The sequence below is a fragment of the Polaromonas sp. UBA4122 genome, assembly GCA_002381615.1.
In the GTDB taxonomy this organism is placed as follows: Bacteria; Pseudomonadota; Gammaproteobacteria; order Burkholderiales; family Burkholderiaceae_C; genus Polaromonas.
Genome location: DFWY01000058.1, coordinates 1 through 14,622 on the forward strand (window position 1 = coordinate 1; position 14,622 = coordinate 14,622).

Sequence of the window (14,622 nt, forward strand, 5' to 3'; positions counted from 1 at the left end):
GCGAACACCGAAAATATCATCTCCGAGCTGAGGTCGGTAAGGAAGCTGACCACGCCGAGCTTGAGAACGTCCGGGTGGAGCTTCGGCCGATGCCCGGTTGCGGCGACCGGTGTGGGTGGTTCATTGCTTGGGCGGATGATCATGGGTATGCTCCAATCTAGGCTCTCGCACGGAGTGTACCGGCGCCCTGTGCCTCTGCCGTGCATCAGACCAACCCACAGAGACCGCTGCCCATGAAATTGTCGCACCGCCACACTGAACGTCACCGCACCGACCGCATCGGCTGGCTGCGCGCCGCCGTGCTCGGCGCCAACGACGGCATTGTCTCCACCGCCAGTCTTGTGGTCGGCGTGGCGGCTGCCCATTCAAGCCAGGGAAGTATTCTGGTGGCTGGCGTTGCCGGGCTGGTGGCTGGGGCGATGTCGATGGCCGCTGGTGAATATGTCTCCGTCCATTCGCAGGCCGATACCGAGAAAGCCGACCTGTCGCGCGAGCGCGCCGAGCTCGAGCGGGATCCTGCCGCGGAGCAACGTGAGCTGACGGCCATTTATGTCACTCGCGGCCTCAAGCCGGGTCTGGCGCAGCAAGTTGCCGAGCAACTGATGGCGCATGACGCCATCGGAGCCCATGCGCGCGACGAGCTCGGCATCTCCGAAACACTCAGCGCGCGGCCGGTGCAGGCCGCATTGGCGTCGGCCGCGAGCTTCGCGGTCGGTGCGGTGCTGCCGCTGGCCGTCACGGCCCTGGCGCCAGCGCAGGGCCTGATTCCCTGGGTTTCCGGGACCTCGCTCGTCTTCCTGGCCATGTTGGGTGTCGTTGCGGCCCGAGTCGGTGGCGCTGGCGTGCTGGCGGGCGCGTGGCGGGTCACCTTCTGGGGGGCGCTCGCGATGGCGATCACTGCGGCTGTGGGTGCGCTGTTCGGCGCGGTCGTTTAGTTGCAGAGGACGACGGCTCCCAGCCGGGCAGCGATATTCGCGAAGATCCGCTTTTCTCAAGCCTGACTGGCTTAGGTGCACAGCGGACCCGCCGCCCCGGCAATCAAATTACCGCCGATATACCACGCCGACCAGTTCGGCTGCCAGCCGCTTTGCCATGTCGTTCATGATCCCTTGCAAGCTTTGCGCAATGCGTTCCCGCAGCGGGGCGAGCAGCGCAGGCAGGCGCACCGAGCGGCTCAAGATACGGGTTTCCAGCGCGTATAGTTGCAACAGGTCGAGCAGCAGCCGTTCGAGTTCCGCGCGCGGATAGGATGCCTGCATGGCGGCGCGAACCCCGCTCTGCAGTTGCCACGCGTCGAGAACGCGATAAGCGGCGCCAGACAGTCGCTCGATGCGCTCCATGCGGACCGGCGCGATCTCTTCATAGGGGATCACGATCCTGAGCGGCAAACTGCCGACCTGCGCCAGAAACGCCTGGTCGATTTCCTTGGTGGCGTCGAGAAGTCCATGCAGCGCTTCGCGGCTTGGAGGGGACCCGGCGGCAAGCGCTTCGCCAGCGCGGCGAATGACCAGCGCGTCTTTCTGCATCTCCTTGGCAACGTTTCGCGCAAGAACAGGCTCGATGTGAGGCAGGGCAAGACGCAACGGCAGAGCCGCGCGAAGCGTGTTGGTCGTGCGCCGGCTGTATGCCTCCAGAATTTTGCGGTCCAATGCCACCAGTGCGTCGGACCGGTCCATCTGCAGGCGGCCTGCAGACCACGTCTGCCGATAAGGATGCCTGCGAACCAGCACGCGCTCGGCCCTATTCGGGTTTGGTCGCGCGGTGAATGCCGATCATGCCGCCAAGCAGGGACTTGACCGCAACGTCACGATAGCCGATATCGCGCAGCACCCCGCTCAGTTCATCGGCCGTGTAGAACATCTGCAGCGCATCGATGAAATATTTCTTGCAATTCACTGCCGCCGGGCCGCTTCGAAACAGAACAGCCGTGAGAACGAGACAGGAGCGCAAATAACCATAGTAGAGTTTCTCGACAACAGGATTGGCCGGCCGCAGCATGTCGCAGTGACAGAAGCGTCCGCCCGGCTTGAGCACCCGGTGTATCTCCTCGAAGACGCGCTTGACGCGCAGGTGCCGCGATGCAAACTGAAGCGTCACAACGTCGAAATGGTTGTCCGGGAATGGAAGCTCATGCACATCGCCGATCACGCTGTGGATGCGCAGTCCCCGCGCCTGAGCGCGCTGCTGACCCACCTCCTGCATCGCTGCACTGCGGTCCATCGCATGCACTTCCAGGCTCGGCTCGCGCTGAAGCAGCGCAATGCCGATCGCATTCGTGCCGGCGCAAACATCGAGTACCCGCTCGCCTGGACGCCCCCCGACGACGGACATGAAACGGCTTAGGAACCAGTCCCATAGTCCGAGGCTGGCAACGCGGTTCGCACGGTCGTAGTATGGCGCGACATCGGTAAACACGTCGTTCAAGTCCTGCGTCCAGTACGAACTAAATCGCATTTCGCGCGCCTGTTCGCGTGAGGCAAGTGGGGTGGGTGGACTCATTGGGGTCTCCTGTTTATCGTTGCGCTCCACCGGGAGCGATCAGTTTTATCTGATGGCATACAAACTACTACTTTCGTTTCATGCCGCCATCACGAGTTATCAGAAGCGAAATAAGTATACCGCCGTCGCGACGCTGCCCACCGCTGCGATCAAATAGACGGTTGTCGCCACCAACGTATCAGCGCGAACACCGAAGTCAAAAAATGTAATGCGCAGACGGTGCGCTTGGCTCCACAACGACAGGAACAGAATTACAAAGATCACCAGCTTGCCGAACCAATGCGATGCGTAAGCATGCAGTTTTTCGTAACCCAACATATCGGGCACAAAACCAATGGCGGCCAGGAGTGTCAGCACAATCAGCACCGGCGTGATCAGCGATACGAGTTCGCCGCCAGCGGCAAAGGTGCCCCAGATGATAGGTTTGTTCGACTTTGCCATGATCAGATTACCCCCGCCCAGAAAAGAATGAAGAGCGACAACAGCACCCAGACAACATAGTGCCCACCCGCCACCACGCTATCGGGCATGAAGACCTCCCCTACCTGGATAGGCAGCGCCTTGGGCGCGACGTTGAACCAAGTGAAGGAGTTATAGAGCGAGAACGCCAGTGCAAAAACATGGAACACGATACTTAGAGGTTGGCGCAAGGCGGCAAGGAAGCCTTCATATTGAGCCTGGCCTTCCGACAGACGCGCGAGGCCCACCAGCAGAATGATCGTATAGATGCCGATGAAAATGCACGTTACCTCGCGCGCCATATAACGCATATAACGTGGGCGCTTGAAGAACCAGGTGGTCCTGGATACTTCCTGAACATAGGGTCGGCGGCTCATTTTTTGCTCCATGACATGAAGTGTTCAAGATACCAATCGACGGTGCTCGCCACCTTCACCTGCTGCAGTGCGCTGGCTGGATCCACATGCTTGGGGCAGACATCGGAGCAGGCGCCTACGAAAGTACATTCCCATACGCCTTCGTTGGTGGCAATTTCTTCCTGCCGCTCGTCCCTACCGCCATCGCGCGAATCCAGGTTGTAGCGATGCGCCAGGGTAATCGCTGCGGGGCCAATGAACTTCGATTTGGTCAAGCCATATTCAGGACAGGCGGCGTAGCACAGCATGCAATTAATGCACATGGAGAATTTACGGTAGCGCTGCATCTGTTCCGGCGTCTGCTTGTATTCGCCCTCCTCCAGCGTCTTCGGCTTCCCCGGAATCAAGTAAGGCTTGACGCGCTTTAATTTGTCCATAAAATCATCGGCGACTGACACCAGGTCGCGCTCGATCGGGAAATGGGCCAGCGGCTCAATCCTGATTACCCCTTCGTAATCGCGCACCATGGCCTTGCAGGCCAGCTTGGGTTCGCCGTTGATCATCATGCCGCAGCTGCCGCACACCTGCATGTGGCAGGACCAGCGATAGGCGAGCGTCGGATCGAGATTGTCCTTGAGGTAATTCAAAGCGTCGAGCATGCACCACTCGTTCTTGCACGGCACCGAATAGCGCTGATATCTCGGCGCTTCATCGCTCTCGGGGTTATAACGCAACACCTCAAGCTCGACTTGCCGAGCACCCAGTCTGTTCTCGCTCATTTCTTTGCTCCTGAATAATCACGCACACCCGGAGGCGAGGTGGTGATCACCACGTCACGGTAGTCGATACGCGGCGGTTCAGTCGGGTGGTAGTAGGCCATGGAATGCTTGAGGTACTTGCTGTCGTCGCGCGCCGTGAAGTCGAGGCGCTGATGCGCGCCGCGCGACTCCTTGCGTTCGAGTCCGCTGACCGCGACTGCTTCGGCGCAATCGAGCATTGAACCCAACTCCAGTGCCGAGAGCAGGTCGGTGTTATAGACATTGGTCTTGTCGTGAAGCGCTACGTCGGCATAGCGTCGGCGCAAATCGGCAAGCTTGTCGCATGTCTCTGTAAGGCCCTCCTGGGTGCGATAGATGCCGGCGCCCTCTCCCATGGTATCTGTCATCTCCTTGCGCAGACCCGAGATCGACTCCTTGCCTATGTTACGCGTGAACAGCGCACGGAGCTTCGCCTGCGCAGCTTCCCCCTGAGTTGACAGCGCGGCATCATTACCTGGCTTCTGACCGCGTGCATAGTCAAGCGCGGAGAGACCGGCACGATGACCGAACACCAAAATTTCCACCAGGGAGTTCGAGCCCAAACGATTCGCACCGTTGATGCTGACGCAAGCACATTCACCCGCGGCGAAAAGGCCGGGCACGGAAGTTGCCGCGTTGATGTCAGTGTGAATACCACCCATCATGTAATGCGCCACCGGGCGGATCGGCACCATCTCGGCGACCGGGTCGATGCCCAGGTAGCTGATGCAAATATCGCGCACGAAAGGCAGACGCTCGTTGATCGTCTTCTCGCCCAGGTGCCGCATGTCCAGCCAGACGCAATCGCCCCACGGCGTCTTGGCCGCGCGGCCCTTCTGAATCTCATGCCAAATGGATTGACTCACGCGGTCTCGCGGGCCGAGCTCCATGGTCTTCAGTTCCGGCTTGCCCAGCGGCGTTTCCGGTCCCATGCCGTAGTCTTGCAGGAAGCGGTAACCGTCTTTGTTGAGGAGAACACCGCCTTCGGCGCGGCAGGCTTCGGTCAGCAGAGTTCCTGTGTTGGGCAACCCCGTCGGGTGGTACTGGACAAATTCCATGTCCTTCAGCGGCGCGCCAGCGCGGTAGGCCAGCGCCATGCCGTCGCCGGTCTTGATCGCGCCATTGGTGTTGAACGGGAATATGCGACCCGCCCCACCGCCAGCGATGACTACCGCGCCAGCCTGGAAGCGGCGCATCTGGCCGGTCTTCATCTCGATGGCGGTAAAGCCCTGGCAGCGCCCGTCATCCACCATGAGATCGGTGGCGTAATACTCGTCGAAGCGCTGGATGTTCGGATACTGCAGGCTGGTCTGGAACAAGGTATGCAAAATATGAAAGCCCGACTTGTCGGCGGCGAACCAGGTGCGCTGGATCTTCATGCCGCCAAACGGCCGCACTGCCACCGAGCCATCCGGTTCGCGATTCCACGGGCAGCCCCAATGCTCCAACTGGGTCAGTTCCTTGGGTGCCTCATGGATGAAATACTCGACCGCATCCTGGTCGCAGAGCCAGTCGCCGCCACCTACGGTGTCATGAAAATGCTGCTCAAAACTGTCATCGGCCTTGATCACCCCTGCGGCACCGCCCTCCGCGGCGCAAGTATGACTGCGCATCGGATAGACCTTTGAGATCAGCGCTATACGAATCTTGGGATCCGCCTCCGCGAGTGCGATGGCGGCGCGCAGCCCTGCGCCTCCCGCTCCGATTATGGCCACATCCGTCTTGATCGTCTCCATCAGTTCCCCTTAGAGTTAGCTGTCGTGCCGCGCTGCAATGCCAGTTGTCCCCTGTCAATTTATTTTATTAATCTTTGCATTCGCAACAGTTTGTAGCTTACTGCAGCAGATTACTGGCTTCTTTGATGCATGTCAAAAAATTACCTTTAGGGGTTGCTTCTAAAAATTCATAACTTCTGCGGCTTATTTTGTAAACTGACCTACCTCCTTTCACTTCCGTTGGATATCTACTGCGAACTGTCATAGATACCCAGACGCGTACTGATGTCGTCCACCAGACCATCGGAAGTCCGCGCGATGACCGACATGTCGCTTACAAAAAATTCCTCTTGCATCTTGAAGTCACGCGCAGCGATCAGGGTCGGCTAAAGAACTGACTCGGTTGCATAGTTGAACATCGTCGACTGGAAGAGGGTTGCGTCTGGCTTATGTTGGCGAGTGACATATCAAACAGCAAGCTCTTACGGTTGACGATGAAGCTGAACAGTTGGCTCCTCGAAGTCAGGTCGCAATACCTGAAACCGCGAATGGCACCTTTAAAAGTATGGAGGCTTTCGTACTTGGTGTGAATACTTTGGAGGTTCCTGTGCGGCGCATCATCACCAAGAATGGTGAACTGCATCAAATCAGGATGAATATTCCTTTAAGGCCGAATTCTTGTCATTTTTCGGCAACCGCTTCGGACCAAACATGCCCCAATCCAAGCTCACTGGCTGCGGGTCGGCGCGGCGGGCATCATGAGGCCGCCAAGCGCGAATGACGGCAACGCACGACAATGAGCGCCATGAAAGCACTTCAAAACATTGCCTTGTCCATGCTCGACCTTGTGGCCGTACGTGAGGGCGGCACGGTGGCCGAGGCGCTGGCGATTTCACTGCGCACCGCGCAGCATGCCGAGCGCCTGGGATTTGCCCGCTACTGGCTGGCCGAGCACCACAACATGCAGGGCATCGCCAGTTCGGCGACAGCGGTACTGGTGGGCTATATCGCTGGCGGCACCCGCACGATGCGCGTGGGTTCTGGCGGTGTGATGCTGCCCAATCATGCGCCGCTGGTGGTGGCCGAGGCCTTCGGCACGCTGGCCGAGCTGTACCCCGGCCGCATTGATCTGGGCCTGGGCCGGGCACCCGGCACCGACCAGGCCACGATGCGCGCACTGCGGCGCGACAGGACGGAGACTGCCGACGATTTTCCGCGGGACGTGGCCGAGCTGCAGCGACTGCTGGCCCCGGCGCAACCGGGCCAGCGCCTGATCGCCATGCCGGGCGCGGGCACCAACGTGCCGATCTGGCTGCTGGGATCCAGCCTGTTTTCGGCCCAATTGGCGGCCGAACGCGGCCTGCCTTATGCGTTTGCCTCGCACTTTGCACCGCGCCTATTGCTGCAGGCGCTGGCGCTGTACCGGCAAAAATTCCGGCCCTCGGCCACGCTGGCCAAACCCTATGTCATCGTCGGCGTGCCGCTGATTGCCGCACCCACCGACGAAGAAGCCGAGTACCTGGCCAGCAGCACCTACCAGCGCGTGCTGGGCATCCTGACAGGCGACCGGCGCGGGTTGCAGCCGCCAGTGGAGCAATTCATGGCGCAACGGCATCCCCAGGAACGTGCCGCCATCGCCGACTTTCTGGCTGCCGCCGTCATTGGCGGCCCGGAAACGGTGCATGAAGGGCTGACCGCGCTCGCACAGGCGACAGACGCAGACGAGTTCATGCTGGTGAGCGATATTTTTGACCCGGCCCTGCGGCTGCGCTCGCTGGACATTGCTGCGGCTTCACGCGCCGCCTGATGCCCTCCGCCTTGCCGCGCAAGGCTTAACGCGCCAGGTAGCCGCCGTCGACCGGGTAGTAAGCGCCGGTCACGAAGGAAGCCCGGTTCGAGGCGAGCCAGGTCACCAGTTCGGCCACTTCTTCCGCGCGACCGAGTCGGCCGATTGGATGGGCGCCCACCAGCATCGCGTTCACGCCGGGGTCACTCTCCAGACCGCTGATCATGGGCGTGTGGATGAACCCCGGACCCACGGCGTTGATCCGCGCACGCCCTGCGCGCTGTACTCCAGCGCAGCGGCCTGGGTCAGCCCCACGACGCCGTGCTTGGCGGCGGTGTATGCCGGGGCCGTGGCAAAACCCACCGCGCCCAGGATGGACGCGACGTTGATGACGGAGCCGCCACCGGTCTTGAGCATGGCGGCAATCTGGTATTTCATGCCGTAGAACACGCCCGAGAGATTAATGTTGATAACCTGTGCCCACCCGTCCAGCGGATAGTCGGCCGTGGGGGCATTCGGGCCGCCTATGCCGGCGTTGTTGCAGGCCACACCAGCCGGCCGAAATACGCTATGGCACGCTCCACCAGGGCCTGACCGTCCTCGGGCTTGCCGACGTCGGCCGCCACAAAAATGGCATGGCCGCCTTGCGCGCGCACCAACGCCGCCGTTTCCTCGCCGGCCTGGACGTTGATGTCCGACACCACCACTTTGGCGCCCTCGCGCGCCCAGACCAACGCGACCGCGCGCCCAATGCCCGACGAAGCGCCCGTGACCAACGCAACCTTGTTCTTCAGCATAAAAGTCCTTCCAGCCATTCCACGGCGTGGCGCCGCAACCTTGCAGCCCAGCTCACCCCGGCGCACCTTCCGGTGAAAGCTACGAAATTGATTCTCTGCTTACCGCTAGCGCGAGGACTTGATCTATGGCAGACCGGCGCTCAATGCGCCCCAGCGGCAGCATCAGCACTCCCCGCCCCCGCCTTGGTGTGCCGGGTCAAAAAAACCACCGGAATTAGCGCCAGGAAAATCAGCGAAGACGCATAGAACACATCTGATGCGGCCAGCATGTAGGCCTGCTGGTCGACCAGGCGGTTGATGGTGCCGAGGGCTTGATCCGGCGTCAGCCCTGCACTGGCCAGGCCTGACAAGGCGCTGTTGGTGGCCGTGCTGCCCAGGTTGACCGATTCGCTGAGGTGCGCATGGTGCATGGCAGCGCGGTCTTGCCAGATGGTGGTGGCGATGGACGTACCGAAAGAGCCGGCCACGATACGCACAAAGTTGGAAAGGCCTGACGCCGCCGGGATTTTGTCGGGCGAGATGCCTGACAGCGTGATGGTGAGCAGCGGAATGAAAAAGAAGGCCATGGCCACACCCTGAATGATGGTGGGTATCAGGATGGTGGTGAAGTCGGCCTGCGTGTTGAAGTTCGAACGCATCCACAGCACCAGCGCAAACACCGCGAATGCAAAAGCGGCGAAGCGGCGCGGGTCTACCTTGCCAATGTTTTTACCCACCACCGGGGATAGCAGCAAGGCCATGGCACCTACGGGCGCCAGAACCATGCCCGCCTGTGTGGCGGTGTAGCCCATGTATTGCTGAAGCCACAGCGGCAACAGCACCACGTTGCCGAAAAAGAGGCCGTAACCCACCGACAGCGCCAGAGCGCCGGCCCAGAAGTTGCGCCGCTTGAACAGCGTGAGGTCCACCACCGGATGCTCTTCGGTGAGTTCCCAGATCACAAAGGCAATCAGGCCCACCAGCGAGACGATGCCGAGCGCCACCACTTCACCGGAATGAAACCAGTCGAGCTCCTTGCCCTTGTCGAGCATGATCTGCAAGGCGCCCACCCAGATCACCAGCAACGCCAGGCCAACCGAGTCGATGGGTAGTTTGCGGGTGACGCTTTCGCGCTTGCGGAAGATGCTCCAGGTGATGAAGGCGGCGCCAAAGCCCACGGGAATATTGATATAAAAAATCCAGGGCCAGGAAATGTTGTCGGTGATCCAGCCGCCCAGCAGCGGACCCATGACGGGTGCCACCAGCGTGGTCATGGACCACAACGCCATGGCCAGCCCCGCCAGTGCTCTCGGATAGCTCGACAGCAGCAAGGCCTGCGACAGCGGAATCATCGGGCCCGCCACCAGCCCCTGCAGCACCCGAAACACGATCAGTGTGGTCATGTTGGGCGCCAGGCCGCACAACCACGAGGTCAGCACAAACAGCATCACGCTGGCCACAAAAAGGCGAACCTGGCCAAAGCGTTGCGACAGCCAGCCGGTGAGCGGCACGGCAATCGCGTTGGCCACCCCAAAACTGGTGATAACCCAGGTGCCTTGGTTGGGACTGACGCCAAGATCACCGGCGATGGCCGGTAAAGAGACGTTGGCAATCGACGTGTCGAGCACGTTCATGAAGGTGGCAGCCGACAGCGCCAGCGTGCCCCACATGCGGGCGGAGCCTGTCAGGGGTGGCGGATGAATGTAGCCCGATGCAGAAGCAGATGCAGGTGCGGAAGCCATGAAAATCCTGGAGGAAGTGAGCGGAAGAAAACGAAACTACGGCGGCGCGGAGTCGCCGCCTGTTAACGCGTTTGTAGGGTGTGCTGCTGCGCCGCGCGGCGACTGGCCACTGTGCCGGCTTTTCCCACATTTGCCGCAATCACGCGCCGCACAACGTCGTTGACCGCATCATCCTGCGCGGCAAAAGCCTGGGGTTGCACCGGCGCGGCAGCGCGCGGTGCGTCGGCCAGGGTTTTCCCGTCCAGCTTGCTCACGTCCACCTCCACGTTCATGGACAAGCCCACGCGCAGGGGGTTGTCGGCGAGTTGCTTGGGGTCCAGTGCAATGCGCACGGGCACACGCTGCACCACCTTGATCCAGTTGCCGGTGGCGTTTTGCGCGGGCAGCAACGAAAAGGCCGCCCCAGTGCCAGCACCCAGACCCGCGACCGTGCCTTTGTATTCCACCTTCTTGCCATACAGGTCAGCCACCAAGGTGGCCGGCTGACCGATGCGGATAGTGCGCAACTGAACTTCCTTGAAATTGGCATCGACCCAGACCTGCTTGAGCGGGATGATGGACATCAGGGGGGTGCCGGCGGCAACACGCTGGCCCAGTTGCACCGTGCGCTTGGCTACATAGCCGTCCACAGGGGCGGACAGCGAGGCGCGTTGCGTGGCGAGGTAGGCCTCACGCACCTTGGCAGCCGCAAGTTGCACGCTGGGGTGCTGCTCGATGCTGGTGCCTTCGGTCAGCGCCTGGTTGCTGGTGAGCTGCTCGCGCGCGGCGAGCACACCGGCCTGCGCGGCAGTCAGCGCACTGTTGGCGATGGCCAGCTGCGTCTGCGCGTGCTTGAGTTCTTCTTTGGATACAGCACCGTTGCCCGTCAGCGACTGGCGGCGCTTGAGGTCGTCAGACGCGCGGGCAATGTCGCTTTGGGCCCTGACCACGTCCGCATCACGCAGCGCAATTTGTGCGGCCAGCGTGCTATTGTTGGCATAAAGCGTGCGCACCTGGCGCACCGCTTGGGCCAAGGCCGCTTCGGCCTGGTCCAGCGCCACTTTGGCATCGGCCGGGTCGAGCTGAACCAGCACTTGGCCGGCTTTCACAAAATCGGTGTCGTCCGCCATGATGCCCATGACTGTGCCGCCAATTTGCGGCGTGATCTGGATCACATTGCCTTGCACATATGCGTTGTCGGTCGATTCGTAATGACTGGCCACCAGGACTTCGTAAGCCGCCCAGCCCAGACCCGCCACTACGACGACGCTGGCCAGCGCGGTGAGTGCTTTTTTGCGCTTGGGGTTACCGGCGGGCGGCTGCGCTGGCACCGAAGCGGATGCGTTGGAATTGGCAGATTGAGGTGCGTTCATGGTGTTTGTTATTCGTTGGTTGCGCGTAGCTTGGTTTCGACAGGGCTGTGCGGGCCTTTTAAGGGCTTGCAGCACCTTTTTTTGAATCAAATGCGCTTTCTGCCCAAGCAGCACGGTCGTAAGCAGCTATTGTTTTAGTAGCGGATTGGCGCGTGGAAATTGCCATTGAAGTTGGCTCGGGTGTGTAGCCGCCGCCGAGTGCGCGCATCAGCGCCACCTGCGTCTCCAGTGCGCGGCCTGCCAGGTCCACCGCCAGGCGGCGCTGACTCAGTACGCTGGTTTCGGCCGACAGCACATAAAGGTAATTGCCCAAGCCCGCTTGGTAGCGCTGCACCGCAATCTCATAGGCCCCTTCTGCAGCCTCCTGGGCGGCACGTTGCTCGGCCTGCTGGCGGCCAATGGCTTGCGAAGACGCAACCTGGTCGGCCACATCGCGCACCGCGTCAATCACGGCGGCGTTGTAGCTTTCAACCGCGGCATCAAGGTCAGCGGTTTTGCCGCGCAGGTTGGCGCGCAGACGGCCCGCGTCAAAGATCGGCAGGCGCAAGGCCGGGCCCACGCCCCACTGCTGACTGCCCGACTCAATCAGGCGACTCAAGCCAATGCTGGAGAACCCCGCAAAGGCCACCAAATTGACGTTCGGGTAGAACTGCGCCTTGGCATTGACCAGGTCTTTGGACGAGGCCTCCACCCGCCAGCGCGCGGCGGCAATGTCGGCTCTGCGGCCCAGCAAGTCGGCCGGAATAATCGCCTCAACCGCTATATTTTTGATAGCTGCCTGCGCCGATGGATTAAGAGGAAAGTCACCATTTGGTTGCCCAATCAGGGCGCCCAGCGCGTTGCGCGTCAGCGCCGTCTGCTCCTGCAACACTTCCAGCTGCAGGCGCGCTTCTGGCAGGCCGCCTTCGCTTTGGCGCAGTTCCAGACGGGTGTCCAAGCCTGCATTCACGCGGTCTTGCACCAGCGTGAGGGTTTCAGCGCGTTGCGCCAGGGTGCGGCGCGCAACCAATGCCTGCTCGTTCAGGCGTACCAGCTGGAAATAAGTGCGCGCCACCTGGCTGGCCAGCAGCACACGGGCAGCCTGTGCATCGGCCTGCGCCGCATTCACGCTGCCCAATGCTGCATCGAGTGCGGCGCGGTTTTTTCCGAAGAAATCCAGCTCCCAGCTGGCGCTGATCTGCGCTGTTCCGCTTTCACTAATGGCGCCGGCCAGCGGTGAGGGCACGGCGCCGTTGGCGGTGTAGCGCTGGCGCGTGAGGTCAATCTGGCCATTGAGTTGCGGCAAGGTGGCCGCATCCGCCACTTCCGTCACGGCTTGCGCGCGTGCCAGCCGCGCCTGCGCCAGTTTCAGGCTGGGGCTGGTTTCAAGGGCCTGGCCAATCAGGCGGTTGAGCGGTTCGTCGCTGAAGTCGCGCCACCATTCGGCTGCGACCGGCGCCTGCGCTTTGGCTTCAGAGGGCGCAGCAGATGCGGGATTCAAGCCCAGCGACGGCGCACCGCGCAGGCTGGACTGCGGCGTGATGCCGGACATGTCGGCGCAACCGGTGATGCCTGTGGCCATCAGGCCCGCAGCCATCAGGCCGGCCGCGGAAACAAGGGCCATGCGAAGCGATGCATGCCACAGCGGCAAGGGCCGCCGTGCGGGCTCAGGCGCAGTCATTTGAATGTTTGGAAAGGTATTTTTCTTATTTGTCATGTTTTTCTGCCGATGCATGCAAGGTTTGCGCCGTTTCAAGAATACGGCGCAAATAGCCTTGGAGAATTTGCCATTCTTCGACCGAGAAGCCCGCCAGATGGGCGTTCTGGATACGGCTGAGAATGGCCGGAATCTCCTGGGCGGCCGCGCGCCCGGCTTCCGTCAGTTCAAGATTAACCACACGCCGGTCGTCCGAGGAACGAACACGGCGGCACAGCTGTTTGGCCTCCAGACGGTCCAGCAACCGGGTCATGGAGCCGGCATCAAGGTCGCATTGCCGCGCCAGTTCGGCCGCCGTCGAGGCACGACCCATGTAGAGCTTGAGCAGCGGCACCCACTGCGCATTGGTCAGGCCCGTGGGCTCAAGCTCACGCTCCACGCCGTGGGCAATCAGGGCAATGATGCGGCGCATCAGGTAGCCGATACTGTCATCCGGCTTGTAGCCTTCCGCACGGTAAAACTCGACCAATGGACACGACAGCGCGTCGATGAAGGGGTTTGATTCACTTTTTGAAGCCATAAAATAAATTATACTTGCCTAGACAAATATTGTCAAGACTGTGTTTGCATTGGCAGCTTTTATGGATAAACTCGCGTGATGGCTACTTCATCTTCTTCTACGGCCCCCACCGCGCCCAAGGGCTCGCCCCGTTCACTTTCGGGCCTGCAGCCCTTTCTGCGCCCTTACCGGGGCCGGATTGTTCTGGCGCTGTTCTTCCTGGTGATGGCGGCGATCGCCACCCTGGTGTTTCCGCTGGCGCTGCGCAGCCTGATCGACGGTGGGCTGACTGCGACGGACAAGGGCGAGCAACTGATGGCGCTACGCAGCCACTTTTTTGAGCTTTTTGCCGTCGCGGCGGCGCTGGGGCTTCTTTCGGCAGGCCGCTTTTACATGGTCAGCTGGCTCGGCGAGCGGGTCACGGCCGATTTGCGCAACGCGGTGTATGCCCATGTGCTGCGGCAAAGCCCGGAGTTTTTTGAGACCACGCAAACCGGCGAGGTGCTGTCGCGCCTGACCGGCGACACCACGCTGGTGCAGACGGTGGTGGGCTCATCGCTCAGCATGGGCCTGCGCAATGCCGTGATGGGCGTAGGCGCTTTAGGCATGTTGGTGGTCACCAACCCCTACTTGATGGTGCAAGTGCTGGGGGTGCTGGTGCTGATTGTGGCGCCCTCGGTCTGGTTCGGGCGGCGCGTGCGCAAGCTCTCACGCGCCAGCCAGGACCGGGTTGCCGACTCCAGCGCGATTGCGGCCGAGGTACTCAATGCGATTCCCGTGGTACAGAGCTACACCGCTGAAGCTAGAGAGGCCGCGCGCTTTGACCGCTCGACCGCCGACGCTTTCAATACCGCCGTGCGCCGCACCAAGGCGCGCTCGGTGCTGGTGGCCTTCATCATCATTGCCACGTCGGCGGCGCTGCTGTGGGGCCTGTACCAGGGCACC

16 protein-coding genes are annotated in these 14,622 nt (G+C 61.4%); 3 read left to right on the top strand and 13 right to left on the bottom strand.

Annotation, left to right across the window (positions count from 1 at the left end; all coding sequences use genetic code 11):
- Positions 1–233 precede the first annotated feature (233 nt).
- Entirely contained in the window at positions 234–935 is a 702-nt protein-coding gene (locus B3F77_RS07315) for a VIT1/CCC1 transporter family protein (RefSeq protein WP_293604323.1), read from the top strand.
- 108 nt (positions 936–1,043) lie between these two features.
- On the opposite strand, the gene B3F77_RS07320 is transcribed toward B3F77_RS07315, so the two are convergent.
- The 6 genes from B3F77_RS07320 to frdA all read right to left on the bottom strand — a co-directional run bounded on the left by B3F77_RS07320 (position 1,044) and on the right by frdA (position 5,847).
- Positions 1,044–1,676 carry a hypothetical protein gene (locus B3F77_RS07320; RefSeq protein WP_293604324.1) on the bottom strand — a complete coding sequence of 211 codons (633 nt, stop codon included), beginning with the start codon at positions 1,674–1,676 and terminating at the stop codon, positions 1,044–1,046.
- A 64-nt stretch (positions 1,677–1,740) separates the two neighbouring features.
- Positions 1,741–2,499, bottom strand: coding sequence for a class I SAM-dependent methyltransferase (locus tag B3F77_RS07325; protein ID WP_293604325.1), 759 nt, complete (start codon positions 2,497–2,499; stop codon positions 1,741–1,743).
- A gap of 99 nt (positions 2,500–2,598) precedes the next feature.
- The gene (frdD, locus tag B3F77_RS07330; RefSeq protein WP_293604326.1) at positions 2,599–2,940 is read right to left on the bottom strand and encodes a fumarate reductase subunit FrdD; all 342 of its coding nucleotides are present in this window, start codon (positions 2,938–2,940) and stop codon (positions 2,599–2,601) included.
- Between the two features lie 2 nt (positions 2,941–2,942).
- On the bottom strand, positions 2,943–3,347 hold the full coding sequence (locus B3F77_RS07335) for a fumarate reductase subunit C (protein WP_293604327.1): 405 nt from the start codon (positions 3,345–3,347) through the stop codon (positions 2,943–2,945).
- Positions 3,332–4,093, bottom strand: a complete 762-nt coding sequence (locus B3F77_RS07340) for a succinate dehydrogenase/fumarate reductase iron-sulfur subunit (RefSeq protein WP_293604328.1) — start codon at positions 4,091–4,093, stop codon at positions 3,332–3,334. Before B3F77_RS07340 ends, B3F77_RS07335 begins: the two co-directional genes overlap by 16 nt.
- Complete coding sequence (gene frdA, locus B3F77_RS07345; RefSeq protein WP_293604329.1) at positions 4,090–5,847, bottom strand: fumarate reductase (quinol) flavoprotein subunit; 1,758 nt, start codon at positions 5,845–5,847, stop codon at positions 4,090–4,092. Before frdA ends, B3F77_RS07340 begins: the two co-directional genes overlap by 4 nt.
- Positions 5,848–6,622: 775 nt before the next feature.
- On the opposite strand from frdA, the gene B3F77_RS07350 reads away from it, so the two are divergent.
- Positions 6,623–7,633, top strand: a complete 1,011-nt coding sequence (locus B3F77_RS07350; protein WP_293604330.1) for an LLM class flavin-dependent oxidoreductase — start codon at positions 6,623–6,625, stop codon at positions 7,631–7,633.
- Between the two features lie 25 nt (positions 7,634–7,658).
- On the opposite strand, the gene B3F77_RS20930 is transcribed toward B3F77_RS07350, so the two are convergent.
- The 7 genes from B3F77_RS20930 to B3F77_RS07375 form a co-directional block, all read right to left on the bottom strand.
- Positions 7,659–7,838 carry an SDR family oxidoreductase gene (locus B3F77_RS20930; protein ID WP_414702974.1) on the bottom strand — a complete coding sequence of 60 codons (180 nt, stop codon included), beginning with the start codon at positions 7,836–7,838 and terminating at the stop codon, positions 7,659–7,661.
- Positions 7,835–8,161: an SDR family NAD(P)-dependent oxidoreductase gene (locus B3F77_RS20935; RefSeq protein ID WP_414702975.1), complete on the bottom strand. Its 327-nt coding sequence runs from the start codon at positions 8,159–8,161 to the stop codon at positions 7,835–7,837. The genes B3F77_RS20930 and B3F77_RS20935 overlap by 4 nt, the downstream gene beginning before the upstream one ends.
- Positions 8,137–8,409, bottom strand: coding sequence for an SDR family NAD(P)-dependent oxidoreductase (locus tag B3F77_RS20940; RefSeq protein WP_414702976.1), 273 nt, complete (start codon positions 8,407–8,409; stop codon positions 8,137–8,139). Before B3F77_RS20940 ends, B3F77_RS20935 begins: the two co-directional genes overlap by 25 nt.
- A gap of 140 nt (positions 8,410–8,549) precedes the next feature.
- Complete coding sequence (locus B3F77_RS07360) at positions 8,550–10,130, bottom strand: DHA2 family efflux MFS transporter permease subunit (RefSeq protein WP_293604331.1); 1,581 nt, start codon at positions 10,128–10,130, stop codon at positions 8,550–8,552.
- A 62-nt stretch (positions 10,131–10,192) separates the two neighbouring features.
- Positions 10,193–11,482 (bottom strand): HlyD family efflux transporter periplasmic adaptor subunit, encoded by a 1,290-nt coding sequence (locus tag B3F77_RS07365; RefSeq protein ID WP_293604332.1) that lies wholly within the window; start codon positions 11,480–11,482, stop codon positions 10,193–10,195.
- Positions 11,483–11,540: 58 nt separating this feature from the next.
- A complete protein-coding gene (locus B3F77_RS07370) occupies positions 11,541–13,085 on the bottom strand; it encodes an efflux transporter outer membrane subunit (RefSeq protein WP_293604333.1) in 1,545 nt (514 codons plus the stop codon).
- A gap of 82 nt (positions 13,086–13,167) precedes the next feature.
- On the bottom strand, positions 13,168–13,698 hold the full coding sequence (locus B3F77_RS07375) for a MarR family winged helix-turn-helix transcriptional regulator (RefSeq protein WP_293604334.1): 531 nt from the start codon (positions 13,696–13,698) through the stop codon (positions 13,168–13,170).
- 78 nt (positions 13,699–13,776) lie between these two features.
- On the opposite strand from B3F77_RS07375, the gene B3F77_RS07380 reads away from it, so the two are divergent.
- Positions 13,777–14,622, top strand: an 846-nt coding sequence (locus B3F77_RS07380; RefSeq protein ID WP_293604335.1) for an ABC transporter transmembrane domain-containing protein, incomplete at its 3' end; no start/stop codon positions are given.

What these genes read in the sequence shown, in the direction of transcription:
- B3F77_RS07315 (WP_293604323.1), top strand. Translation starts at nt 234, where the DNA reads ATGAAATTGTCGCACCGCCACACTGAACGTCACCGCACCGACCGCATC.
- B3F77_RS07320 (WP_293604324.1), bottom strand. Translation starts at nt 1,676, where the DNA reads ATGGACCGGTCCGACGCACTGGTGGCATTGGACCGCAAAATTCTGGAG.
- B3F77_RS07325 (WP_293604325.1), bottom strand. Translation starts at nt 2,499, where the DNA reads ATGAGTCCACCCACCCCACTTGCCTCACGCGAACAGGCGCGCGAAATG.
- frdD (WP_293604326.1), bottom strand. Translation starts at nt 2,940, where the DNA reads ATGGCAAAGTCGAACAAACCTATCATCTGGGGCACCTTTGCCGCTGGC.
- B3F77_RS07335 (WP_293604327.1), bottom strand. Translation starts at nt 3,347, where the DNA reads ATGGAGCAAAAAATGAGCCGCCGACCCTATGTTCAGGAAGTATCCAGG.
- B3F77_RS07340 (WP_293604328.1), bottom strand. Translation starts at nt 4,093, where the DNA reads ATGAGCGAGAACAGACTGGGTGCTCGGCAAGTCGAGCTTGAGGTGTTG.
- frdA (WP_293604329.1), bottom strand. Translation starts at nt 5,847, where the DNA reads ATGGAGACGATCAAGACGGATGTGGCCATAATCGGAGCGGGAGGCGCA.
- B3F77_RS07350 (WP_293604330.1), top strand. Translation starts at nt 6,623, where the DNA reads ATGAGCGCCATGAAAGCACTTCAAAACATTGCCTTGTCCATGCTCGAC.
- B3F77_RS20930 (WP_414702974.1), bottom strand. Translation starts at nt 7,838, where the DNA reads ATGATCAGCGGTCTGGAGAGTGACCCCGGCGTGAACGCGATGCTGGTG.
- B3F77_RS20940 (WP_414702976.1), bottom strand. Translation starts at nt 8,409, where the DNA reads ATGCTGAAGAACAAGGTTGCGTTGGTCACGGGCGCTTCGTCGGGCATT.
- B3F77_RS07360 (WP_293604331.1), bottom strand. Translation starts at nt 10,130, where the DNA reads ATGGCTTCCGCACCTGCATCTGCTTCTGCATCGGGCTACATTCATCCG.
- B3F77_RS07365 (WP_293604332.1), bottom strand. Translation starts at nt 11,482, where the DNA reads ATGAACGCACCTCAATCTGCCAATTCCAACGCATCCGCTTCGGTGCCA.
- B3F77_RS07370 (WP_293604333.1), bottom strand. Translation starts at nt 13,085, where the DNA reads ATGGCCCTTGTTTCCGCGGCCGGCCTGATGGCTGCGGGCCTGATGGCC.
- B3F77_RS07375 (WP_293604334.1), bottom strand. Translation starts at nt 13,698, where the DNA reads ATGGCTTCAAAAAGTGAATCAAACCCCTTCATCGACGCGCTGTCGTGT.